This is a genomic window from Bacillus thuringiensis (assembly GCF_022095615.2).
Classification (GTDB): domain Bacteria; phylum Bacillota; class Bacilli; order Bacillales; family Bacillaceae_G; genus Bacillus_A; species Bacillus_A cereus_AG.
This window is the reverse complement of the sequence record NZ_CP155559.1, coordinates 58,481-82,500: the sequence shown is the minus strand read 5'-3', so window position 1 is coordinate 82,500 and position 24,020 is coordinate 58,481. Positions and strand designations below refer to the sequence as shown.

The following is a 24,020-nucleotide window of genomic DNA, read 5'->3' as shown; positions in this document are numbered from 1 at the left end:
AGTGTGGCCGATCACCCTCTCAGGTCGGCTACGCATCGTTGCCTTGGTGAGCCGTTACCTCACCAACTAGCTAATGCGACGCGGGTCCATCCATAAGTGACAGCCGAAGCCGCCTTTCAATTTCGAACCATGCAGTTCAAAATGTTATCCGGTATTAGCCCCGGTTTCCCGGAGTTATCCCAGTCTTATGGGCAGGTTACCCACGTGTTACTCACCCGTCCGCCGCTAACTTCATAAGAGCAAGCTCTTAATCCATTCGCTCGACTTGCATGTATTAGGCACGCCGCCAGCGTTCATCCTGAGCCAGGATCAAACTCTCCAATAAAGTTAGTTTGTCTAGCATCTAAAAATAAAAATTGACGTTTCACGTTGTTTGTTTCGTTCAGTTTTCAAAGAACTTGTCTGTCGCTCAGAAGCGACTTTATTAATATAACATTTCGTTATATTTTCGTCAACAACTTTTTTCAATAAGTTGTTTTTCGTTTGTTTTGCTTGTTACCTTTCGTGGCAACGAATATAAATATACCAGTTTGATTATTAAAATGCAATAGTTTTTCTAATAAAATTTTTAACTTAGTAAAAAAGTATAAAAACAGCACATTTCTTCTATATAAATATAATTTCTCGCCCCTCAAGAGCTACTATCCCCACGTAGCTCTTACTCAAATAAAAAAAGCTTTGGAGAAATCTCCAAAGCTTAGTCTTGCTTATGACGCATAGCAGGGAATAATAATACATCACGAATAGATGGTGCATTCGTTAATAACATAACAAGACGATCAATACCAATTCCTAGTCCACCTGTAGGAGGCATGCCGTACTCAAGAGCTTCAATATAATCATCATCCATCATGTGAGCTTCATCATTACCTTGTTCGCGTTCTTTTAATTGCGCTTCAAAACGTTCTTTTTGATCAATCGGATCATTTAGCTCAGTGAATGCATTTGCATGTTCACGTGCAACGATAAATAATTCGAAACGATCTGTGAATCGCGGATCTTCATCATTCTTTTTCGCAAGTGGCGAAATTTCTACCGGATGACCGTAAATAAATGTTGGTTGGATTAATTTATCTTCTACTTTTTGTTCGAAGAATTCGTTTATAATATGACCAACTTCCATCGTATCCTTAATACCTACATTATGTTCCTTTGCAAGTTCACGCGCTTCTTCTACACTCATTGGATTCCAGAAATCTGCTCCAGAGTGTTCTTTAATTGCATCTACCATATGAAGACGTGTCCATTCTGGCTCTAGATTAATTTCATAATCACCATATTGGATTGTTGTTGTACCTAGTACTTGCTTCGCAATATGAGCAACCATATTTTCTGTTAGTTTCATAATATCTTTATAATCAGCATACGCCTCATATAATTCAATCATTGTAAACTCTGGGTTATGGCGAGTTGATACACCCTCATTACGGAATACACGACCGATTTCATAAACTTTTTCTAATCCACCCACAATAAGGCGTTTTAAATGAAGTTCAATTGCGATACGCATGTATAATTCCATATCTAACGCATTATGGTGCGTAATGAAAGGACGTGCAGAAGCTCCACCTGCAATTGCATGCATCATAGGCGTTTCCACTTCAAGGTAACCATTGTCATCTAAGTATCTTCTCATTTCACGAATGATCTTACTACGAGTAACGAATGTTTCACGGCTTTCCATACTTGTAATTAAATCTAAGTAACGTTGACGGTAGCGTTGTTCAACATCTTTTAACCCATGATATTTATCCGGTAATGGACGAAGAGATTTCGTTAATAGTGTAAAGCCCGTTGCTTTCACTGAAAGTTCTCCAACGTTTGTTTTGAATACTTTACCTTCAATACCTACTAAGTCACCTAAATCTGCTGTTTTAAATAATTCGTACTCTTCATCTCCAACAGCATCTTTACGAACATAAATTTGAACTTGTCCATGTAAATCTTGAATATGTGCAAATCCAGCTTTTCCTTTACCGCGTTTTGTCATAATACGACCAGCGATAGAAACAGAGATTTCTTTCTCTTCTAATTCTTCTTTAGAGAACTCTCCATATAAGCTTAATAAGTCATTTGTTGCATTTGTACGTTCAAATCGTTTACCGAACGGATCGATTCCTTGCTCACGTAAGTTATGTAACTTTTCACGACGAACAAGCAATTGGTCGTTTAATTCTTCGTGGTTCATGTTATCCATGGTATTGATATCACTCCAGCTCTATTAATTTTTACAATATATACAGTATAGCATTTTCTACTCAACTAGAAAAACTGCCAGCAACCAGCTGGCAGTTCTTCTTTCTTTCACGTAATTATAGGAAGTGTATAGAAGAATGTCAATCTTCCCTATCTATTATTAACCAACGTGAATCGTTTGTTGTTTCGCTTCTACTTCGTCTACAAATGCACCTAATACATTCGCAAGGTCTTCACGCGTATTACAAGCATTGATACCATTGCGTACAGTTGCATTACCTCGAACACCCTTTAAGTACCAAGCTGCATGCTTTCTCATCTCTCTTACAGCGACATTTTCGTTCTTTAAATCGATAAGACGATCTAGATGCAACATACACACGTCAATTTTCTCACGCACTGTCGGTTCCGGCATTAATTCACCTGTCTCTAAATACTTTACCGTACGATAAATCATCCACGGGTCCCCAAGGGCAGCGCGACCAATCATAACACCATCCACACCAATTTCATCAAGCATTCGCTTTGCATCTTGTGGCGTTTCGACATCACCATTTCCGATAACCGGGATATTTACAGCTTGCTTTACTTGTTTAATAATATCCCAATCCGCTTTCCCTTCATACATTTGTACTCGTGTACGCCCATGAACCGCTACCGCTTGTCCGCCAGCACGCTCAACAGCTTTCGCATTCTCAATTGCGAAAATATGATCTGCATCCCAACCAATACGCATCTTAACTGTAACTGGCTTTTCAACAGCATCTACAACTGCCGCTACCATTTCATATATTTTATTCGGGTCTAAAAGCCACTTTGCTCCCGCATCACACTTAATGATTTTCGGTACTGGGCACCCCATATTAATATCAATAATGTCTGCTGTCGTATATTTATCTACATATTTCGCAGCATCTACAAGAGTTTCTTTCTCTCCGCCGAAAATTTGTAAACTTAATGGCTTTTCTCTTTCATCAATATATAACATATCTAATGTTCTTTTGTTATTAAGCAATATCGCTTTATCACTTACCATTTCAGCACAAACTAGGCCTGCACCAAATTCTTTCACTGTCAAACGGAATGCAGAATTACACACTCCCGCCATCGGTGCTAATACAACCGGGTTTTTCATCTCAATATTTGCGATCTTTAACACTCGACTTACTCCTTCCTTCATAGTCACTTTGGCATTAATTCCTCCACCGAAACCTTCAATGCCTTAGCAACTTCTACTACAAAATCTTGGGAAGGCGATCGATTCCCTCTCTCAACTTCACCTAAAACAGATACAGATACCCCTAATTCTTTAGCAAAACCTTCTTGCGTATAGCCTTTTAGCTTTCGAAAAGCACGAATGCGTCTTCCCCATTTTTCTGCTTCCATACCGTTACTCCCTCTCGCCTTTTCATTTCTTCTACTTGTGAACGTGAAATGTTTTGTTTAATATCTTGATTAATCTCTAACAACGGAACGATAACAAAAGCTCTTTCGAACATCCGCGGATGCGGAACAATAAGATTCTCTGCTTCAATATTTTCTTGATTATATAGTAAAATGTCAAGGTCGATGGTCCTCGGACCCCATCTAATTTCCCTTTTTCTTCCTAAATCATTCTCTACTCTTTGTGTAATTTTCAATAACTCTTGCGGTGATAAATTGGTAGAAATTTTTATAACTAAATTTAAAAAGCAACTTTGGTCAGTATAGCCAACTGGTTCTGTTTCATATACAGATGACATATCGTTAACTTGGATATACGGGTTTTTGTTTAAAAACTGAATCGCTTCTGTTAAATACGTATAACGTTCTCCGATATTTGAACCTAATGCAATGTAAGCTATATTATTCATGGTCGTTCTCTCGTAATTTCCACTGCTACAGCACGATAATGCCCAGGTATCGGCGGATCTGGTTTAATTACCTTTATCGTACATCTTGAAATACTCTCATATTGTTTCAATATATCTGCAGCGATATTTTCAGCGATACTCTCTACAAGCTTATACGTTCTATCTTCAACAACTTTTCTACATAACTCGAAAAGCTCTCCATAATTGACAGAATGCTCTAAGTCATCACTTTCTCCTGCCTGTTTCAAATCCAACTCCACCGTTAAGTCCACTTTAAATCTCTGACCCAATTTATTTTCCTCTGGGAATACACCATGATAACCGTAAAACTCCATATCATGAACATAAATTTTATCCAATTACTTTACCCCCTTACCAATCATCGCATCCATCATCTTAGCCATACGTGCCATTTCCTTCACATCATGAACACGAACAAACTCACAACCCTTTTCAATGCCAAGACAAACGGTAGCTCCCGTTCCCTCAAGACGTTCCTCTACCGGTAAATCTAACACATGTCCAATAAAGGACTTTCTAGAAGTACCTAAGAGAACTGGATAACCTAGTACGTTTAACTGTTCTAAATTACGCATCGCTTCTAAATTTTGTTCGGGTGTTTTAGCAAAACCGATGCCTGGGTCTAAAATGATATTCTCATCTCGCACACCAGCATCTTTAGCAATTTTAATACTGTCATATAAATCGGCAATCATATCAGCCATTAAATTGCGGTAATTCATGTTATCGCGATTATGCATCAAGATAATAGGTACATCGTAATGAGCTGCAACTTCAGCGATTTTTGGTTCCGCCTTCGCTCCCCAAACGTCATTAATAATATGAGCGCCAGCTTCGATTGCTTGTTTTGCAACTTCAGCTTTATACGTATCAATAGAAATAGGCAATTTCACTTCTTTTGAAACCGCCTGAATCATTGGAACAACTCGTTTGATTTCTTCTTCCACTGATACTTTAGCAAAACCCGGGCGAGTAGATTCACCGCCAATATCAATAATATGAGCACCTTCATCTCGCATTTCTTTCGCATGGCGCACCGCAGCCTCTACCTCGTTGTAACTCCCACCATCAGAAAATGAATCTGGCGTTACATTTAAAATCCCCATAATTAAAGTTTTTTCATTTAAGTTCAATGTATATTCGCCGCAGCGCAAATCATATTCCCACTTCAAACTACACATCTCCTCTTCACAATTCATTTCTACTCCACAATTTCTCTCTCTGCATTTCATAAAGATTCATAAACCTTTTTGTAACCATACCTACTTTACCCGGGAAATCTCGTCCCTCTATATAATAAAGTGGAACAATTTCTTGAATTGAATTTGTTACGAAAACTTCATCAGCTGAAAGTAATTCATCTTTTGTAAAGAAACCTTCCTTTACCTCTATACCCAGCTCTTCAGCAACCTTTATAATAAACGCACGAGTGATACCATTTAAAATCCCTGTTTTTAACGAAGGTGTATACAAAATATCACCTTTCACAAAAAAGAGATTCGAAACAACACCCTCTGCAACATAACCTGCTTCAGTAAGGAAAATACCTTCCCTATTCACAACACTTCCAATTTCACGTTTTCCTAAAATGTTATTTAAATAATGATGAGACTTTAAGCGAGACGCACCCTCTGGTGTATTTCGCACTTGCTTTAAAATAACCCCTTCTTTTTCCACTACATCTCCCGGGGCTGCTAAAGGTTTTATAAAAACAATAACAGACGGTTCTTCATACATTTCCGTTTGCAATCCAATTTCATCTATACCAGCCGATACATTAAAACGTACATACGCATGCTCTAATTCATTCTTAACGAGTAAACCCTTCAAAATAAGCAGCACTTCATCTTTTGTCATTGTAAATTTAATTTGCAATGTATTCAGTGCATCTATTAAACGATCATAATGATCATCCAATAAGAAAGGATGACCATTATAAATACGAAACGTCTCAAAAACTCCAAGACCATATAAATAACCATGGTCATACGGAGAAATTCTCGCTTCACTTGCCTCTACATACTCACCATTTACGTAAATTAACATACCGTCACACTTGGACTGTATTTACGAATGAAATTCTGCAACAACTCTTTCCCATGGGAAGTCATAATCGATTCCGGATGGAACTGTACACCTTCAATCGGTAATGTTGTATGACGGAGCGCCATAATTTCCCCTTCTTCTGTCCAAGCTGTTACATCTAAGCAATCTGGTAACGTCTCTTTCTTAACGATAAGGGAATGGTAGCGCGTCGCAGTAAACGGATTAGGAATATCCGAAAAAATCGTCTTTCCGTCATGATGCATAAGCGACGTTTTTCCGTGCATTAATCGTTCCGCACGAACAACCTCTCCACCAAACACTTGTGCAATAGATTGATGCCCAAGACAAACCCCAAAAATCGGAACCTTTCCGGCAAAGTATTGAATAACCTCCATACTAATACCTGCTTCATTCGGACTACATGGACCTGGCGAAATCATTAAAAAGTCCGGTTTCATATTCTCAATATCCGAAATAGTCACTTCATCGTTTCGTTTAACAACGAGCTCTTGTCCAAGTTCTCCAAGAAACTGCACTAAATTAAATGTAAAGGAATCATAATTATCAATCATTAATATCATTTCTCTCACCTAACCGTTTCTTCGCTACGTTCTTTTGCACGCCATAAAGCAATCGCCTTTTTTAACGACTCTTTATATTCATTTTCCGGATTTGAATCAATTACAATTCCCGCTCCTGCTTGTACATGCGCTTTTCCATCTTTAGCAAGAAGTGTTCTAATTACAATATTCAATTCTGTATCTCCAGAATAACCGATCCATCCGATCGAACCTGTATAAATCCCTCGGCGAACAGGTTCTAATTCTTCAATAATTTCCATCGTACGTATTTTCGGGGCACCAGTAATTGTTCCCCCAGGGAATACAGCCTTCACTAAATCAAAAGCATCTTTATCTTCTTCCACCTCACCACGTACGTTAGAAACAATATGCATAACATGTGAGTATTTCTCAATTACCATAAATTCATCTACTTCTACAGTGCCATATTTACAAACACGCCCTAAATCATTTCGTTCTAAATCTACAAGCATGACGTGCTCCGCTCTTTCTTTTTCATTCTCAATTAATTCTCTTGCTAATTCTTCATCCTCTTGCTCATTCGCACCTCTAGATCTCGTTCCAGCAATTGGTCTTGTACTTACTTCTGTTCCTTGTTTCTTAATTAACAACTCTGGCGATCCACTAACAATTTGAAAATCTCCAAGCTCCAAGTAACCCATATATGGAGATGGATTAATTTCACGAAGACTTGTATAAATTTCTAGCGGGTGTGTTTGTAACGTTCTTTCTTGTCTCGTCGACAAGTTTACTTGGAATACATCACCAGCCCCAATATATTCTTGAATACATTCAACTGCCTTCATAAAGCCTTCTTCAGTAAAAGCAACTGCTTCGCTTTTCTTTTCAGGGCACACAAACGGCATAGTCACTTCCGGCGCTTCTGTCGTCCAAAGAATCTTCCATTCATTTAATCGCTCTTTTGCCTCTTCATACTTATCGACATAATGTGTAATAATCCATAATACTTTTTCTTCTTGATCATACACAAACACATCATCAAATAATAAAAAGAATATATCAGGTATATTAATATCATCCTTCGCAAGAGAAGGGAGTTTTTCAATATAACGGATGCAATCATAACTAAAGTAACCAATTGCACCACCTTGAAATGGCGGGTACTCCGGATTATAATCTGTTTCCCATCGCTCCATATATTCCTGCATTAAATCTAATGGATTTCCTTGCTTTATTGTTTCCTTACCACTTTCACTTATATGTAACGTTTCACCCTTCCCTTGAATTACCGCTACTGGGTTCAACCCCACAATGTTATAACGACCGCCACGTCCACTCTCTAACAAAATATGTTGCGGTTTATCCTTAGAAAGAAATTTATACTGCTTAAAGAAATCTAACTGATATGGAATAGAAAGCGCTAAAGATTTTCTTCGTTGCATATCAACACCCCGTCTTCTTTTATCCCACCCTCTTATATTAACCACTTCAAACTACATTCGTTATGTATATAGAAGGGTTATACTCGAAGGCTAGTGAAAATAAATTAATTATACTACCTCTTATTTTACATGAAGTTTTCTAGTCATTCACTCTTTTCCTATTTCCAATCCAAAAAGAAAAAGCATCCTTTTTCAAGGATGCTTTTTCAATCGCATATAATTAAGACTCAAATTGATAAAGTGGTGTACTTAAATAACGTTCACCGTTACTCGGGATAATAACAAGTACCTTTTTCCCTTTACCTAACTTTTTCGCAATTTCTGTTGCTGCATAAATAACTGCTCCAGAAGAGATACCCACTAAAATACCTTCTTCTTTAGCCACTCTTCTTGCATATTCAAATGCTTGCTCTGTTTTCACTTGAACAATTTCATCATATACTTCTACATCCAATGTCTCCGGGATGAATCCCGCCCCGATTCCTTGGATTTTATGTGGACCCGGTTTCCCACCAGATAATACTGGTGAATCCGCAGGTTCTACTGCATAAATTTTAATATCTTTATACGCTTCCTTCAGTACTTCACCAGCACCAGTAATCGTTCCACCTGTACCAATGCCTGCAATAAACGCATCTAATTGGTCGCCCATTTGTTCAACAATTTCTGGCCCTGTTGTTAAACGATGAATTTCTGGATTCGATTGGTTTTTGAACTGTTGCGGTATAAAGTAGCCATGCTCTTTTGCTAATTCAGTCGCTTGACGAATCGCTCCACCCATTCCTTCAGGCCCTGGAGTCAATACTAATTCTGCACCGTAAGCACGTAATAAATTACGACGCTCAATACTCATTGTTTCTGGCATTACTAAAATTGCCTTATATCCTTTAGCGGCCGCTACCATCGCTAAACCAATTCCTGTGTTACCACTTGTCGGTTCAATGATTGTATCGCCTTCTTTTAATAATCCTTTTTTTTCAGCATCTTCAATCATAGCTAATGCAATACGATCTTTAACACTGCTCCCCGGATTCATAAATTCTAATTTTAAGTATATATCTGCGCTGTCTGATTCTACGATGCGGTTCAACTTAACGATCGGCGTTTTCCCGATTAATTCTGAAACTGATTGTGCCACTCGCATTCCTGTCACTCCTAACACCGAGTATTTTTATTGGTTTTATCTATATTTAGATTTTGTCAGAAAATTCCCTGTTTGTCAATCTATTTAGAGGGTGAATCCCCTTGATTTCCTTATTACAAATTCTCAATTAAATTTGTAATATCTTCTTTAGAGAACTTATGTCGTTCATTACAGAAATGGCAATGAACTTCTGTCTCTTCGTCTTCTTCACGAATTTGCTCTAACTCTGTTTTACCTAAACTAATTAACACACTCTCAATACGTTCGCGTGAGCACGTACAATTAAATTGAACATCCATCGTTTCTAATACTTTTACTTTATCTTCCCCAAGGACTGCATATAGTACCTCTTCTGGAGACAGCCCCTGTTCGATCAATGTTGATACAGGAGGAATTTTTTGCAAACGATCTTCAATGAATGAGATTGTTTCCTCCTGTGCGCCTGGCATAATTTGAAGAATAAATCCACCTGCTGCTAATATGCTGTCATCTCCATTTACAAGAACACCAACACCTACAGAAGAAGGTGTCTGCTCAGAAACTGCGAAATAATACGTGAAGTCTTCTCCTAATTCTCCCGAAACGATTGGAGATTGGCCGACAAACGGCTCACGCATACCAATATCTTTAATTACTGTTACAAATCCTTCTGTACCAACCGCTTGATATACACGTAATTTCCCTTGTTCTGTTCCTTCAAAATCAACATGCGGATTCGTTACATAGCCACGTACATCTCCATTTGCATGAGCATCTACTAAGATCGGGCCAATCGGACCGTTACCTTCTACCTTAATTGTTAACTTTTGGTCACCTTTTAACATCGCTCCCATTATTGTTCCGGCAGTTAAAGAGCGACCAAGTGCTGCTGAAGCTGTTCTCCACGTATCATGACGTTTTTGGGCCTCACTTACCGTGTTTGTTGTACGTACACTATACGCACGTACTTCTCCATCAAATGCTAACGCTTTTACTAAATAATCTTTCATACTTATTTATTCACCTTTCTCATGCTGTAAATTTGCATTACGCTCGTATAACATATACAAACCTTTTAATGTTAAGAATGGATCTACAACATCAATTACATTCGATTCTTCTGAAATTAATTTCGCCAATCCACCTGTTGCAATAACTTTCGGTTCTTGTTTAGCTTCCTCTTTCATACGCTTAACAATACCTTCCACTTGTCCAACATAACCATAAAGAATACCAGATTGCATCGCACTTACCGTATTCTTTCCAACAACACTGCTTGGCTTTGTAATTTCAATACGAGGAAGTTTTGCCGCTCTACTATATAAAGCCTCTGCTGAAATCATAATTCCCGGCGTAATAACTCCACCCATATAATGCTTTTCTTCGTTAATATAACAATATGTAGTAGCCGTACCAAAATCGACAATAATAAGCGGACTTCCATATAAGTGGATTCCTGCTACTGCATTTACAATTCGGTCCGCGCCTACTTCACGTGGATTTTCATATTTAATATTTAGCCCCGTTTTTATTCCAGGACCTACTACAAGCGGTTTAATTTTAAAATACTTTTCACACATGCGCTCTAAAGCAAACATAATTGGTGGTACGACTGAAGACACGATAATACCTTTCACATCTTCAAACGAAAGACCCTCATGCTCAAGCAACTGCTTTACAAGCATTCCATATTCATCTTCTGTCTTATGACGATCTGTTTCCATGCGCCAATGTTGACGAAGTTCCCCCTCTTCAAACACGCCTAGTACAGCATTTGTGTTCCCTACATCCAATACAAAAATCATATTCTCACCACTTATCTTATTTAATCTATATTTATGTAGTATGTATAAAACTTATAAAAACATCATATCACACATACTTATATAATCAGCTTTTCTATCCTCATCATTTTACAAAAAGATTACTCTCTATTTCAATTTTTAATACTAATTTTATTTTAATTTTTTCCGACTTAGTATTTTTCTACAAATAAAAAAGGAGTGACAATTGTCACTCCTTTATCTCTTACTTATCTTCTACGTCTTCATCGTCCTTCTTCATATTGATGTTTACTTTCACATCATCCGAAGATGTTGGACGCTCTGGTAATCTGCCGTAATCATATAAATGATTGATTTGCTCTGCATCTAACGTTTCTACTTCAAGTAACGTTTTCGCAATAAGATCTAGCTTATCACGTTTTTCAGTAAGAATTTGGTTCGCGCGAGCATAACATTCTTTTATAATCGTTTGCATTTCCACATCAATTTCATGTGCAATTGCATCACTGTAGTTTTGTTCCGAATGGAAATCTCTTCCTAAGAACACTTGACCACCTTGTGAGCTACCGAATTGCATCGGTCCCAGCTTATCACTCATACCGAATTCCGTAACCATACGTCTTGCAATACCAGTCGCACGTTGGAAGTCGTTGTGAGCACCTGTGCTTGCTTCACCAAACACAATCTCTTCAGCTACTCGACCACCAAGTAAACCAGTGATTTTATCAAGTAACTCTGGTTTTGTCATGAAGTAACGATCTTCTTTCGGAAGCATTACTGCATATCCACCTGCTTGACCACGAGGGACAATTGTTACTTTATGAACGATATCTGCTTCATCAAGGACAACACCAATTACAGTATGGCCAGCTTCATGGAATGCAACGATATTACGTTCTTTTTCAGAGATAACACGGCTTTTCTTAGCTGGACCTGCAATAACACGATCCGTCGCTTCATCAATGTCACTCATATCAATTTTCTTCTTATCTTGACGCGCAGCTACTAAAGCAGCTTCGTTTAATAAGTTTTCAAGATCGGCACCAGAGAACCCTGGTGTACGAGTTGCAATTGCTCTTAAGTTGATATTATCAGCAAGCGGTTTATTACGAGCATGTACTTTAAGTACAGCTTCACGACCATTTACATCTGGACGATCTACTGTAATTTGACGGTCAAAACGACCTGGACGTAATAATGCTGGGTCAAGAATATCAGGTCGGTTTGTTGCAGCGATGATAATAATACCTTCGTTTGCACCGAATCCATCCATTTCAACAAGTAATTGGTTCAGCGTTTGCTCACGCTCATCATGGCCACCGCCAAGACCTGCGCCACGTTGACGTCCTACCGCATCAATTTCATCAATGAAAATGATACAAGGAGCATTTTTCTTTGCATTTTCGAATAAATCACGTACACGGGATGCACCGACACCGACGAACATCTCTACGAAATCAGAACCACTGATAGAGAAGAATGGAACGCCTGCCTCACCTGCAACGGCACGTGCTAGTAAAGTTTTACCTGTACCTGGAGGTCCTACTAATAGAACACCCTTCGGAATACGGGCACCAACTTCAGCGAACTTACGAGGATCTTTCAAGAATTCAACTACCTCAACAAGCTCTTGTTTCTCTTCATCCGCTCCAGCAACATCTCTGAAACGAACTTTTTTCTTTTCGTCATTATATAACTTCGCCTTACTTTTCCCGAAGTTCATAACACGGCTACCGCCGCCCTGAGCCTGGTTTAATAAGAAGAAGAATAAAATGAAGATAATGACGAACGGAATGATAGAAGTAAAGAACGTTACCCAAGCACTTGTTTCTTCTGCTGGTTGATACTTAACTTCAGCACCTTGCGCTTTGTCATTAATTTTCTTTTGTAATTCCTCAGTATTTGGTGCATAAGTAACAAATTGTTCTCCTTGGCTAGAGTTGTTAAATTGTCCTTTTACCTCAAATACACCATTTTTCGGTTGAAGTTGCACATTACGCACTTCACCTTTTTCTAGTTTAGTAATGAATTTATCGTAGCTAACTGATGTCGTTTTTTGTGTCGAACCATTAAAATAGCTCACGATTCCAATTACTACTAGGAATATCAGTAAATAAAAGATGGTATTACGGAAGATACGATTCATTCCTAACCTCCTCTCACGGCATAAACACTATTGTAAATCGTAACATAGAAAAACTTTCCTATACAATTGTAACGCCTGTATTTAATTAATTTGAGTAAACACTTGGTTTTAATACTCCTACATAAGGAAGATTACGGTACTGCTCTTTATAATCTAATCCATATCCTACAACAAATTCATGCGGAACAGTAAATCCAACATAATCCGCTTTCAAGTCAACCTTGCGGCCTGTCGGTTTATCTAATAACGTAACAATTTTTACAGACTTCGCTTTACGATATTTAAATAGGTCTACTAAGTAACTTAGCGTAAGACCGCTATCAATAATATCTTCAACGATTAAAATATCGCGACCTTCTACAGAAGTATCAAGATCTTTTAAAATTTTCACTTCGCCTGTTGAAACAGTAGAGTGACCGTAACTAGATACAGCCATAAAATCCATTTCAAGATATGTATCTGTTCTCTTTAATAAATCTGCCATGAATGGCATTGCGCCTTTTAATACACCAATCGCAAGAGGTACTGTGTTTTTATAATCCTCTGCAATAATTGCACCTAATTCGCGCACCTTTTCTTGTATTTGTTCTTCAGAAATTAATACTTTTTCGATATCTTGATTCATCATTTCATTATCCTCCCGGAAGACTCCTTGCTTTTGTAGTGAATAATCATATATTTATCCTTCTTTGCCATCTCTTTCGAAATAGCAAATGCAGATCGCTTCAACAAGGGTACCCAAATAATATTACCACTTGCATCACAAACGATCGGCCATTCTTCTCTTTTTTCTCTTGGTACTTTTGCTTCGATAAAAATAGTTTTTATCTTTTTTGTGCCATTCATACCTTGTATTGACATACGATCTCCATTTTCCCTAGAACGAATACGAAGTGGATATGATATATCATTATACTTAGCAACAAATACTGTTTCATTCATGTTACTTGGTATATCTTCGCTCACCTCTATTACAAGTTTATCCCCGTTCGATAGCGTAATTGTCCCGGGTACTGATAAATCTTGTGAAAAAGGAGAAACAATTCCTTGTTTAAATCCAAAGCTACACTCCTCGTATGTGCGAACAATTTTTAAATCACCTGGGAAATCAAGTGAACCCGAAGGTTGTGTCCGCTTAAAAAACTCAATCACTTTGTCAATATGTATAGAGGAAAGAGAAGATGGAACCTTATATTCATAAAGATAGTTTAATATTAGTTGAATCCCTCTTCTTTGTAAAGGCATAGACATGGATTCAAAGGCAGGAATTGATAAGCTAATTTGTTTATCACTTTTTTTTGTAATTACTTTATTCATTTTCTCAAAAGCTAATTCCTGCAAATAAGCCTCATCCTCTTGCATCTGCACGCTAAATTTTTGAAATTTCTCATGCACTTGTGGATTTTCTTCTTTCAAATGAGGAATGACATATTTACGTAATCGATTCCTTGTATATACTTCCTTTTTATTGCTTGGATCTATACGGGGAATTATTTTTAGCTTATCACAGTAATCAACAATTTCTTCCTTCGTTACTCCAAGTAACGGCCTAATTAAATACCCATTATGAAAAGGACGCTTCACTGCAATTCCTGCATATCCTTCCGGAGTACTCCCTCGTACAAGGCGCATTAAAATCGTCTCTACTTGATCATCACCATGATGTCCAAGAGCTACATATCTCGCATCATATTTCTTCATTATTCTTTCCAAAAATGCATATCTGCATTCTCTAGCAGCAACCTGTGCATTCATTCCGTATTGCTGTTGATATTGCGACACATTAATCCTTATCGTTTCGCAAATAACTCCCAACCCTTTACAAAGGTTCTGCACAAACTGTAGGTCCTCATGAGATTCATCACCTCTAAACATATGATCCACATGTGCCACTACAATTTCAAATTGTTTTGCTGCTCTTTTTTCTAACAAATAATATAGAAGAGCCAAAGAGTCAGGACCACCAGAAACCCCTACGACAATCGTTGAACGTTCCTTTAATACATCATGCTGCTTTACAAAGTCATCTACCTTCTCAACAAATGTATCTTTCAACTTCGTAATCACCTTTCATTAAACAAGAACAGCAACGTTAGTTACCTTGTTTATAATGGTACAACTTTTACAAACATTGTGCAAAAAAAAGATATACAAAAATTACATTTTTATCTTACATCATCCGTACATATTCACAAAAATAATAACATTATCTTTTAAAGTAAAAAAACCTAGGTATCCACCTAGGTTTTTAGAAAGAAATAACGATAGAGAAACCTCACACTTAAAATTTATTGTGCCTGCATTCCTACAATTGGAATCGTAGCCCACTTCGGCATATTTTTCTTCACTTTCGCCACAACAATAGTCATATCGTCATTTATATAACCATCACCCGAACGAATCACTTCTTCCATAATGATATCAGCAATTTCTTGCGGATCTTCGGTTTGTAATTCTTTAATTTTCCGTTTCATCCATAGTTCATGATTCTCCACATGTTGCGCTCCCTCGAAAATCCCATCGCTCATCATAATAAGGATATCACCTGTTTTTAATTGTTCACCTACTACATCAACTTCAACATCCTCGATAATCCCCATCGGTAAATTACTTGCCTCAATTTTCAAAATATTATTTGCGCGTTTAACAAAACTCGGCGTTGATCCAATCTTTAAAAATTTCGCACTCGCATCCCGCAAATCTACCATAGCTAAATCTAACGTCGTAAACATCTCTTCTGTTGTTCTTAAAGAAAGAATAGAATTGATAGACTTAATCGCTATTTCCTCATCAATGCCTGATTGAAGTATTTTTTGCAATAATTTTACCGTTTCTTTACTCTCCATATGCGCTCTTTGCCCATTTCCCATACCATCACTAATTGCAAGCGCATATTTACCAACACTCAAATCCACCATCGCATAAGAATCACCCGAAACAAACCCACCGCCTTTTGCGGCTGTGGCCAACCCCGTATCAAGAGAATACGTTTTTGCCGAACCAAATGATATTAAGCTATGGCCGTTCGGATAAGAAGATTTTTCTTCATGTTTAACAACAATGTTTTCCTTTAGAATATCAGAAAGCATAGGCGCAACTAACTTTTCACATTCCCCATGTTCATTAGATGCAACTGGAATCAACATTTCAATATCAATACCCCCTCTATCTAAACAATAAATATCAACATGCTCTATTTCTACACCAAAATCACGAAACGCTTGCAGAATCTGTTCTTCCTGTACTTGATGATTTTCTCGTTCTCTTTGTATCTCCTTAGCGAAATCTTCCATAACTTTTGATACACCTAATAGTTGCTCCGCTACTATTCTACGATTTTCTTTCATTTGTTTTCGTAATTTTTGTCCCTCATAGAAGTGATCTAATTCGCCTGCTACTAAATCCGTCACTTTCTTCCCTCTCACACAATGCTTGTCCCACTCACGAACTAACTTCCGATTATGCTGCAACGTCCCCTCTTCCGTTTCGCTCATTATTTGTTTCATATAATCATACGTTTTGTCGAAGTTAACTACCCAACATTGGTCCTTTTTAAAGCATGTTTGACATGTTTTTGCAGTAATTGTACTTAAGAACAAATCTGCTTCTGTCTCCTTATCTTCCTCCTCTACATATCCATATACAGAAAAACTATTAGATAAAGCAGCAAATACATTGGCAAATTGATTAATCTTACTCGCTGTAACATCGCGCATCCTTCTTAAATACTGTTGTTGATCTTGCGAATGTTCCTGTGTGCCTGGCATAAATTTAGCAATACGATCCATAACAAGTTTCGGCGTTAATAAGAAGAAAGCAATTGCCACACCAGATTCAATTAAAGTTGTCACAATGTTTGTTTGCTTGTCTACATATAGCGTAATCAAGCTCGTCCCAATTAATAAACCTAAACTAACACCTAAACGCTTCCCTTCTTTCAACAAACCACCTAGCAACCCAGAAAAGGCTAACAGACTAAGTTGAGATAAGCTGGAGACATTGGCTAAACTTAATATTAATCCAGTTACAACCCCCACTGTAGATCCTGTAGCGGCCCCCGCGATAAATGCAAACACGAGCACTAAATACCTAGTAAAGATATGTTGAATAGAAGCATCATATACAAACCAATCTGTTGTACCTGTTAAAACAGATGCTAGTAATATAATTAAACAAACAATTTCTTCTGTCTCTAACGCTTGCTGTTTACCTTTTCTTTCTAATAAAAGCGGAACACTTTGTAAAAATATCATAGTTAATACGAAGCTAAGCCCTGCCTCAATCGTACTAACGAGTAGATCGTACATGGTGACAGTTTGTTGTGCAAAATATACGACAACTAAATGTGCGGTTAATGCGGAGATAAATACTTGGAATGGAACAAGTCCAACAGTTTTACGTGTAAACCGACTAAAGAAGATATTATAAATGAAGAAAGTAAAAATAGATGCAAAGGTAAAGAATAAATTATCTATCGAAACTGAAAGTGCGCCCCCCATTAGAGCCAAGAACGCGAGCGGCATTTTATCCCGCTTCATAACATAAACAGCAGCAAAAAACGGCAGTGCAAACGGTAAAATGTTTGTTAATATATATGCTCGTCCCAAAAGAAAACCAATAACAACAATAATAAATCCCCATCTAAAGAAAACCTGTTCAAACTTCATTCGCAACTTACTCGTCCACTTTACTGCTCCAAGCTGACTCTCATTCATTGCCAATGCACTTGTATTCATAGTATTCCTTCCTGCTTTAGGCATATTTTTAACACCACCTGCATAGTTTAATTACTGTCATTATAAAAGATTATTATTGGGATTTTTGTCAAAACAACAGTTTTCACTTTTATAATCGTTCGACTTTTTATTCGAAATAACTCTACATATATACACGGTATGTAATTTATTTTCAATATTTTAATAGAAAATTCAGAAAATGCAAGGTGATTTTGTAGAAGTGTTGTATGTCTTAGTTTATTTAACAAAAAAAAGATCATGCAAATTTGCATGATCTTTTTAGGATGACCCGTACGGGATTCGAACCCGTGTTACCGCCGTGAAAGGGCGGTGTCTTAACCACTTGACCAACGGGCCGTTAAATTAAATATAGCGGCGGAGGGGATCGAACCCCCGACCTCACGGGTATGAACCGTACGCTCTAGCCAGCTGAGCTACACCGCCATGTCGTCTTATTTAACGGACAATTAGTATCTTACCTCAGATATAATTTAAAGTCAACACATCTTGAAAACTTTTTTAAAATATATTTTCACATATAAAAAGGCACCCCGAGCAATCGCCCTGAGTACCTCTCTATATGCTAAGAATTAAACGTTCTTATTATCCGCGACGTGCGCCACGGCCACCACGTTTAGATTCTGTGTTACGCTTTAAAGAAGTTAAACGATCTTCACTATCCTTTAAGAAACGTGCCATCTTTTGCTCGAATGTTTCTTTTGGAGCTCGTTCGTTACCGCCGCCACGGTTATCTCTGTTAAAAGAACGATTACGTTGTGGACGTCCAGAACGTTGTTGATCGCCACCGCCACCGCGTTGGTATTCACCACGTGGACGATCTCCTTCTGTTTTTTCACGCTCTTTCGCTTTTTTAATAGATAGACCGATCTTACCATCTTTTTCAACGTTAATAACTTTTACTTCTACTTGGTCGCCCACTTTTAAGTGATCGTTAATATCTTTCACATAATTATCAGCAACTTCACTAATATGAACAAGACCCGTTAAGCCTTCTGGCAGCTCCACAAAAGCCCCAAAATTTGTAATACCTGTTACTTTACCCTGTAACTTGCTGCCTACCTCGATTGACATAAAAAAAATGCTCCTCCTTAGTGGTTAAAAAGTCAAATTTTACTTTATTATATATAATCCTAAAATATAGTGTCAATAAGACATACTCTACTTAGAAACAGGAAAAATTATCTCCCCTTTTCCAGAGAAGAAATAATCCCTTCTAGCAATCTTTAATACGTACTCTTCATCATTTAACTTTTGAACTTCGTCTTTTAGACTCTTTTCCTTATTCGTTAATGAATCCAGTTCTTTTTTCATGTCCTTAACTTTTGCTTCTTTTGCTCTAATGGAACTGTTTTGTTGATAAAACGTTACACTAATACTCGCAATAATTGTAAAAGCAAAGACAAGAAAAACCGCTAAACGGCGATAAAGTCGCTTCCTGTTCTCATCCGTTTGTATTATATGCTCTTTAACAGGATTTGGACTCTGTTTTTCGATTGTTCTTTGTCTCAGTTCCCTCATTTCCGAGGTCCCCCTAACTTCTTTTTTATACGCTCCCATAATTGGAAGATGTGTCCCTTCAATTTTGCTATATATTGCAGGAACCCTACATGTTTCATTATAAAAAGTTTAACACGATTAGGGAGAAGTTTCCATATGAGCGAAGCAATAAATCGAACAGGCCAGAAAAAAACTTTCCATATGAAAAGTAATATCCAAATCACCATTTTCCATAACACATGTCCAATTGAAAGCAGTATACGAAATAAGAATAATATAAATGCAATAAATAGCTGCGCTATAATAATAACAGGTTTTATCATGAGTAGCTTTATAATTTGAACAAAAAAGTGTGTTGTTTGCATAAAAATATAGATGAGAAAATTTAACAGTCTCATGTATATTGCTTTCAATAAGCTTTGATATGCCGCAAAACCACATAATAATGCCAAAAATACATATATACGTAGTTCAGCTTCGTTTACAAGAAGCAATACATAAAAAACGAATAATGCTTGGACAATCCAAAATAGTATATCATGTATAAATACAAGCCAACGTTTACGTTCTTGCCGCTTTAAAAATCGTTGGTATGTATCTAAAGACGCTCCAATCCAAGCACCCATTCCGATCATTGAGAGCATCGTATACAACTGAATTGTTAGGCTCATTTAAACAACTTACTAAAGAATCCTTTAGTTTTCTCCCCTTGGTTCTCATCAATATACAGCATCTCATGAACTTTCCCTTTAATCGATACAACACCTTTTTCTACATCTAAATTTTTCATTTGCAAATTTTGACCACGAATTGTTAAAAAACCCATTACGGTCTCAAGTAAAAACTCCTCGCTATCAAAACTCTCTACCTGCTTTACACCGGTAATATCAATTACACGCCTGCCACGCATAATAATATCATGCTCTACAGAAACATTTTGTTGATTAGAAGACATAGGTGAGTAACCATTATTCACGTAAATCCCCCCATACATTTATACTAGCTAATAGTAATGTATGAAGGGATAATTGATTTTAGAACAAGCCTTCTTCAGCCTTTACTTTTTCTTCGCGAACTAAACTATACATATTTGCTGCATCTTCTTTTTTAGTCGTTTCTTTCAATTCGTTTATTTTTACAGTTACTATTTTTTGACCGAAACGAATTGTTAATTCATCAGCTACTTTCACATCTGAACTCGCTTTTGCCACTTGACCATTAATTGATATTCTTCCTTGATCAGCTACTTCTTTCGCTAATGTTCTTCTCTTAATTAAACGTGATACTTTTAAAAACTTATCTAGACGCATATCAAATCCCCCTACTAACGCTCTGTTTGTTTTGCCTCTTCCCATAAAACATCTAACTGCTCTAATGATAAATCTTGCATCTCTTTATTCATTTCAGCTACCTTTGCCTCCATGTATAAGAAACGACCGACGAACTTTTCATTCGTTGAATGTAACGCCTCTTCTGGATCTATTTTATAATGACGAGCTATATTAACAAACGCAAATAGTAAATCGCCAAATTCACCTAACATCTTCGCCTCATCCATGTTTGTAACTTCTTGTTGGAACTCTTGCCATTCTTCTAAGGCTTTCTCTATCATCGGTTGTACATCAGCCCAATCAAAACCAACCTTGCCAGCTTTTTTCTGGATTTCATAAGCACGTAGTAACTGTGGCAAACTTTTGGGAACTCCGCTTAACACAGATTCTTTCACGAATCCTTTTTCTTGTTTTTTAATTTCTTCCCAATTGGCAACTACCTCATCCGCATTATTTACATCCGTATTCCCAAATACATGCGGATGGCGACGAACCATTTTCTCAGATAAAGTTCGAATAATATCATCTATAGAGAACCAACCTTCGTCCTCACCGATTTGAGCATGCAGCATAACTTGTAATAATATATCACCCAGTTCTTCTACTAAGTGATCATCATCCTCTTCATCAATCGCTTCCAACACTTCATAAGCTTCCTCAATTAAATACTTCTTTAAAGATTGATGTGTTTGCTTTTTATCCCACGGACAACCATTCGGTCCACGAAGGTCTGCAATAATTTCTCTAAGCACATCAAACTGTTGATACAGGGACGCACGTTCCTGAACTGGCGGTACATATACACTCGTTAAATTATTTAACTCCGTTTCATGATCTAACATGTACAACGGTACCTTTTTAACTTGTTCAAATGAAGTCCCTGCAGCTGTTACGATATACACTTCATAATCATCTGGTAGTATCTCCATTAATGTTAATTTCACATCAGAAGCAATGAATGCGTCATATACTTGGCAAAAGATTAAATGTTGACGTAATTCTAATTGTCCTCTTTCAAATGATGTGGCGTCAATTAATTGGAATCCTTCAATCGGATCAATCTTTAGACTTGCAAACATCGGATCAAGGAAACTTTGTCCACCTTCAATGCGCACTTCAACATTCGCTACTTCGCCTTTTTCCAACAATAGCTGCACCGTTCTTTCCGCTACAAGCGGGTGCCCTGGAACGGCATAGATGATTTCTGCGCCCTCAGCTTGTTTTAGCAACGTATTCGCAATTGTTTCATATACAATTTCAAATGTATCATGTGCTTCATATACACTGTCAAAGGCTGTATATTGTATACCTTCTTTCTCTAATTCTTCTATAACTGGATGTTCCTTCGTTCTAACAAACATGTGATCTGCTTCTTTTATTTTTCGATATACACCCATCGTTAACTGATCTAACTCACCAGCACCTAATCCTAAAATAGTAATGATTCCACTCACAACCTGCCACCTCTATCCACTCTTCTTCAATGAACCTTCTTTTTTCTCTTTTTTCATCACGGTTCCTATTTCCTCTTTTGTAAATACACGTAATTTTAAAATTAAAAACATATACGCCAATCCGCCGATAGCTACACCTAACAACGCCTCAATTGTCGCGATACCTCTATGTTCTGTATCAATTACTAATCCAGACATTTGTAATACACGCATAAACATTATTAATACAAATCCCATACCGATACCACTAATAACTACACCTAACATATTACGTTTATCGATAAGCGATTCAGATACGGCTTGCATAAGTAATGCACTATTTAACACAGAAATTACAATTAACGCAACTGTTGTTGCAATTGCAGCTCCCTTCACACCAAAATACGGCATTAATATATAATTTAAAGCTAACTTTAAACAACCCCCAAATATAACGAATAGTGCTGGTTTTAATGTTTGTCCTAACCCTTGCAAAATAGAAGCAGTTGTAATCGACAATGAACTAAACAAAATAGATAGAGATAAAATAGATAAAACATCTGACCCATCACTATTTTCAAACAACATAATATTCGTAGGCTGAATAATACAAGTTAATCCAATGGCCGCTGCAAATCCAATAACAAATGTTATTTTCATTGCTAACTTTACCTTTTCTCGAATAAAGGAAAGATCTCCTCTTTCCTTCGCCGCTGTAATAATTGGAATAAGCGACAACGAGAACGAAGTTGTCACGACAGTCCCTAATTGCATAAGCGGGATACTTCTGTCATACACACCTTTTAATACCTTTGCACTTTCAGCTTGCTCTCCTGCCCTAACAAGTAAGGAATAGAAGGAAACAGAATCAGCCATTTGTATAAAAATAAGTACTAAGTTGCTAACACAAATCGCCAATCCTTGCCAAAACAGAATTTTAATGATCCTCTTTTTCCCCTTAATTCTCTTTATACTTTTGAAGAATATAGAACGAAAGTCATGACGCATATAAAGTACAAGTACGATAATCCCAATCAGTCCACCTGCGATCGAACCTAACATAGCACCTGCACCGACTGTATATAAATCAAATCCGTGAGCAATTAGGAATAGAGATAAAAACACAATAATAGAAACACGAATCGTTTGTTCTATCACTTGCGAAACAGCTGTTGGCATCATATTATTGAACCCCTGAAAATATCCTCTTGCTACAGATAAAAACGGCATCAATATGAATGAAAAGGAAATAACACGTAATAGCTTATCTAAATGTATATCGCCCATGGCTGTTGCAATTGCTTCGGCACCAAAGAACAATGTAAAAAATCCTATGAAACCAATTCCTAATAAAAACCAAAAAGATACACAAATAATTTCTTCGGCTTCTTGTTGTTTCCCTCGCTCTAATCGTTCCGCAACCATTTTTGAAATTATAATGGGGAACCCATAAGTAGCTAAAATTAAACAAAATCCATAAAACGGATAAATTTGTTGGTAAATATAAAAACCAATATCACCCGCTATATTTTGATATGGAATACGGTAAAAAGCGCTTAATACCTTTGTAACAAAACTTGCGATTGTTAATATAATGGCCCCACGCCAAAAGGCTTGATACTTCTTCGATTCCATACAAGAAAACTCCTTTTTCTATTCTCACCCCTCGTATTATATCATAAAGAAAAGGACAAGCTTCCTTGCCTACACGCGTAATAATACGTTCGTGCAACACTAGAAATGTTCAACGAAAAAAGGTAGCAAAGCGCTACCTTCATTCAATATACATATATCTCCAAATAATTGATTTCTCAAGAAGAAATATCATAATTAGGAAAGATTGCTACTT

At 37.2% G+C, this 24,020-nt stretch carries 23 protein-coding genes, 2 tRNA genes and 1 rRNA gene (1 of these 26 cut by a window edge); all 26 read right to left on the bottom strand.

What is annotated here, in order from left to right; genetic code table 11:
- Nucleotides 1–325, bottom strand: a 16S ribosomal RNA gene (locus tag KZZ19_RS00435) (it extends 1,227 nt beyond the left edge of the window).
- Between the two features lie 372 nt (nucleotides 326–697).
- Entirely contained in the window at nucleotides 698–2,197 is a 1,500-nt protein-coding gene (gene lysS, locus KZZ19_RS00430) for a lysine--tRNA ligase (RefSeq protein WP_000369672.1), read from the bottom strand.
- Between the two features lie 159 nt (nucleotides 2,198–2,356).
- Nucleotides 2,357–3,355 (bottom strand): tRNA dihydrouridine synthase DusB, encoded by a 999-nt coding sequence (gene dusB, locus KZZ19_RS00425; RefSeq protein WP_140392305.1) that lies wholly within the window; start codon nucleotides 3,353–3,355, stop codon nucleotides 2,357–2,359.
- Between the two features lie 23 nt (nucleotides 3,356–3,378).
- Nucleotides 3,379–3,582: a helix-turn-helix domain-containing protein gene (locus tag KZZ19_RS00420; RefSeq protein ID WP_000387029.1), complete on the bottom strand. Its 204-nt coding sequence runs from the start codon at nucleotides 3,580–3,582 to the stop codon at nucleotides 3,379–3,381.
- Nucleotides 3,534–4,049, bottom strand: a complete 516-nt coding sequence (gene folK, locus KZZ19_RS00415; RefSeq protein WP_237982455.1) for a 2-amino-4-hydroxy-6-hydroxymethyldihydropteridine diphosphokinase — start codon at nucleotides 4,047–4,049, stop codon at nucleotides 3,534–3,536. Before folK ends, KZZ19_RS00420 begins: the two co-directional genes overlap by 49 nt.
- Nucleotides 4,046–4,408 (bottom strand): dihydroneopterin aldolase, encoded by a 363-nt coding sequence (gene folB / locus KZZ19_RS00410; protein ID WP_088094795.1) that lies wholly within the window; start codon nucleotides 4,406–4,408, stop codon nucleotides 4,046–4,048. The genes folK and folB overlap by 4 nt, the downstream gene beginning before the upstream one ends.
- Entirely contained in the window at nucleotides 4,409–5,269 is an 861-nt protein-coding gene (gene folP, locus KZZ19_RS00405; RefSeq protein WP_237982456.1) for a dihydropteroate synthase, read from the bottom strand.
- Nucleotides 5,259–6,116 (bottom strand): aminodeoxychorismate lyase, encoded by an 858-nt coding sequence (gene pabC / locus KZZ19_RS00400; RefSeq protein WP_237982457.1) that lies wholly within the window; start codon nucleotides 6,114–6,116, stop codon nucleotides 5,259–5,261. Before pabC ends, folP begins: the two co-directional genes overlap by 11 nt.
- Nucleotides 6,110–6,697 carry an aminodeoxychorismate/anthranilate synthase component II gene (pabA, locus tag KZZ19_RS00395; RefSeq protein WP_237982458.1) on the bottom strand — a complete coding sequence of 196 codons (588 nt, stop codon included), beginning with the start codon at nucleotides 6,695–6,697 and terminating at the stop codon, nucleotides 6,110–6,112. Before pabA ends, pabC begins: the two co-directional genes overlap by 7 nt.
- Nucleotides 6,698–6,702: 5 nt before the next feature.
- Nucleotides 6,703–8,100, bottom strand: coding sequence for an aminodeoxychorismate synthase component I (gene pabB / locus KZZ19_RS00390; RefSeq protein WP_237982459.1), 1,398 nt, complete (start codon nucleotides 8,098–8,100; stop codon nucleotides 6,703–6,705).
- Between the two features lie 220 nt (nucleotides 8,101–8,320).
- Complete coding sequence (gene cysK, locus KZZ19_RS00385) at nucleotides 8,321–9,244, bottom strand: cysteine synthase A (RefSeq protein ID WP_001261702.1); 924 nt, start codon at nucleotides 9,242–9,244, stop codon at nucleotides 8,321–8,323.
- Nucleotides 9,245–9,357: 113 nt separating this feature from the next.
- On the bottom strand, nucleotides 9,358–10,233 hold the full coding sequence (gene hslO / locus KZZ19_RS00380; protein WP_088094791.1) for a redox-regulated molecular chaperone HslO: 876 nt from the start codon (nucleotides 10,231–10,233) through the stop codon (nucleotides 9,358–9,360).
- Nucleotides 10,234–10,239: 6 nt separating this feature from the next.
- Nucleotides 10,240–11,028 (bottom strand): type III pantothenate kinase, encoded by a 789-nt coding sequence (locus KZZ19_RS00375; protein WP_000578367.1) that lies wholly within the window; start codon nucleotides 11,026–11,028, stop codon nucleotides 10,240–10,242.
- Nucleotides 11,029–11,251: 223 nt separating this feature from the next.
- On the bottom strand, nucleotides 11,252–13,153 hold the full coding sequence (ftsH, locus tag KZZ19_RS00370; protein ID WP_237982460.1) for an ATP-dependent zinc metalloprotease FtsH: 1,902 nt from the start codon (nucleotides 13,151–13,153) through the stop codon (nucleotides 11,252–11,254).
- An 85-nt stretch (nucleotides 13,154–13,238) separates the two neighbouring features.
- Nucleotides 13,239–13,781: a hypoxanthine phosphoribosyltransferase gene (gene hpt, locus KZZ19_RS00365; RefSeq protein ID WP_000981842.1), complete on the bottom strand. Its 543-nt coding sequence runs from the start codon at nucleotides 13,779–13,781 to the stop codon at nucleotides 13,239–13,241.
- Nucleotides 13,778–15,208, bottom strand: coding sequence for a tRNA lysidine(34) synthetase TilS (gene tilS, locus KZZ19_RS00360; protein ID WP_237982461.1), 1,431 nt, complete (start codon nucleotides 15,206–15,208; stop codon nucleotides 13,778–13,780). Before tilS ends, hpt begins: the two co-directional genes overlap by 4 nt.
- A gap of 233 nt (nucleotides 15,209–15,441) precedes the next feature.
- On the bottom strand, nucleotides 15,442–17,913 hold the full coding sequence (gene spoIIE / locus KZZ19_RS00355; protein WP_140392303.1) for a stage II sporulation protein E: 2,472 nt from the start codon (nucleotides 17,911–17,913) through the stop codon (nucleotides 15,442–15,444).
- Between the two features lie 261 nt (nucleotides 17,914–18,174).
- Nucleotides 18,175–18,246: transfer RNA gene (locus tag KZZ19_RS00350), tRNA-Glu, on the bottom strand.
- A 13-nt stretch (nucleotides 18,247–18,259) separates the two neighbouring features.
- A tRNA-Met gene (locus KZZ19_RS00345) sits at nucleotides 18,260–18,333 on the bottom strand.
- 159 nt (nucleotides 18,334–18,492) lie between these two features.
- On the bottom strand, nucleotides 18,493–18,981 hold the full coding sequence (locus KZZ19_RS00340) for a S1 domain-containing RNA-binding protein (protein ID WP_000021454.1): 489 nt from the start codon (nucleotides 18,979–18,981) through the stop codon (nucleotides 18,493–18,495).
- Nucleotides 18,982–19,068: 87 nt separating this feature from the next.
- Entirely contained in the window at nucleotides 19,069–19,428 is a 360-nt protein-coding gene (gene divIC, locus KZZ19_RS00335) for a cell division protein DivIC (RefSeq protein ID WP_001208737.1), read from the bottom strand.
- Entirely contained in the window at nucleotides 19,425–20,078 is a 654-nt protein-coding gene (yabQ, locus tag KZZ19_RS00330) for a spore cortex biosynthesis protein YabQ (protein ID WP_048562631.1), read from the bottom strand. Before yabQ ends, divIC begins: the two co-directional genes overlap by 4 nt.
- A complete protein-coding gene (gene yabP / locus KZZ19_RS00325; RefSeq protein ID WP_001059101.1) occupies nucleotides 20,075–20,383 on the bottom strand; it encodes a sporulation protein YabP in 309 nt (102 codons plus the stop codon). Before yabP ends, yabQ begins: the two co-directional genes overlap by 4 nt.
- A gap of 58 nt (nucleotides 20,384–20,441) precedes the next feature.
- Nucleotides 20,442–20,717 carry an RNA-binding S4 domain-containing protein gene (locus tag KZZ19_RS00320; protein WP_001234876.1) on the bottom strand — a complete coding sequence of 92 codons (276 nt, stop codon included), beginning with the start codon at nucleotides 20,715–20,717 and terminating at the stop codon, nucleotides 20,442–20,444.
- Nucleotides 20,718–20,731: 14 nt separating this feature from the next.
- Nucleotides 20,732–22,192: a nucleoside triphosphate pyrophosphohydrolase gene (gene mazG, locus KZZ19_RS00315; protein WP_237982462.1), complete on the bottom strand. Its 1,461-nt coding sequence runs from the start codon at nucleotides 22,190–22,192 to the stop codon at nucleotides 20,732–20,734.
- A gap of 12 nt (nucleotides 22,193–22,204) precedes the next feature.
- On the bottom strand, nucleotides 22,205–23,806 hold the full coding sequence (locus tag KZZ19_RS00310) for a putative polysaccharide biosynthesis protein (protein WP_237982463.1): 1,602 nt from the start codon (nucleotides 23,804–23,806) through the stop codon (nucleotides 22,205–22,207).
- Nucleotides 23,807–24,020: the final 214 nt, after the last annotated feature.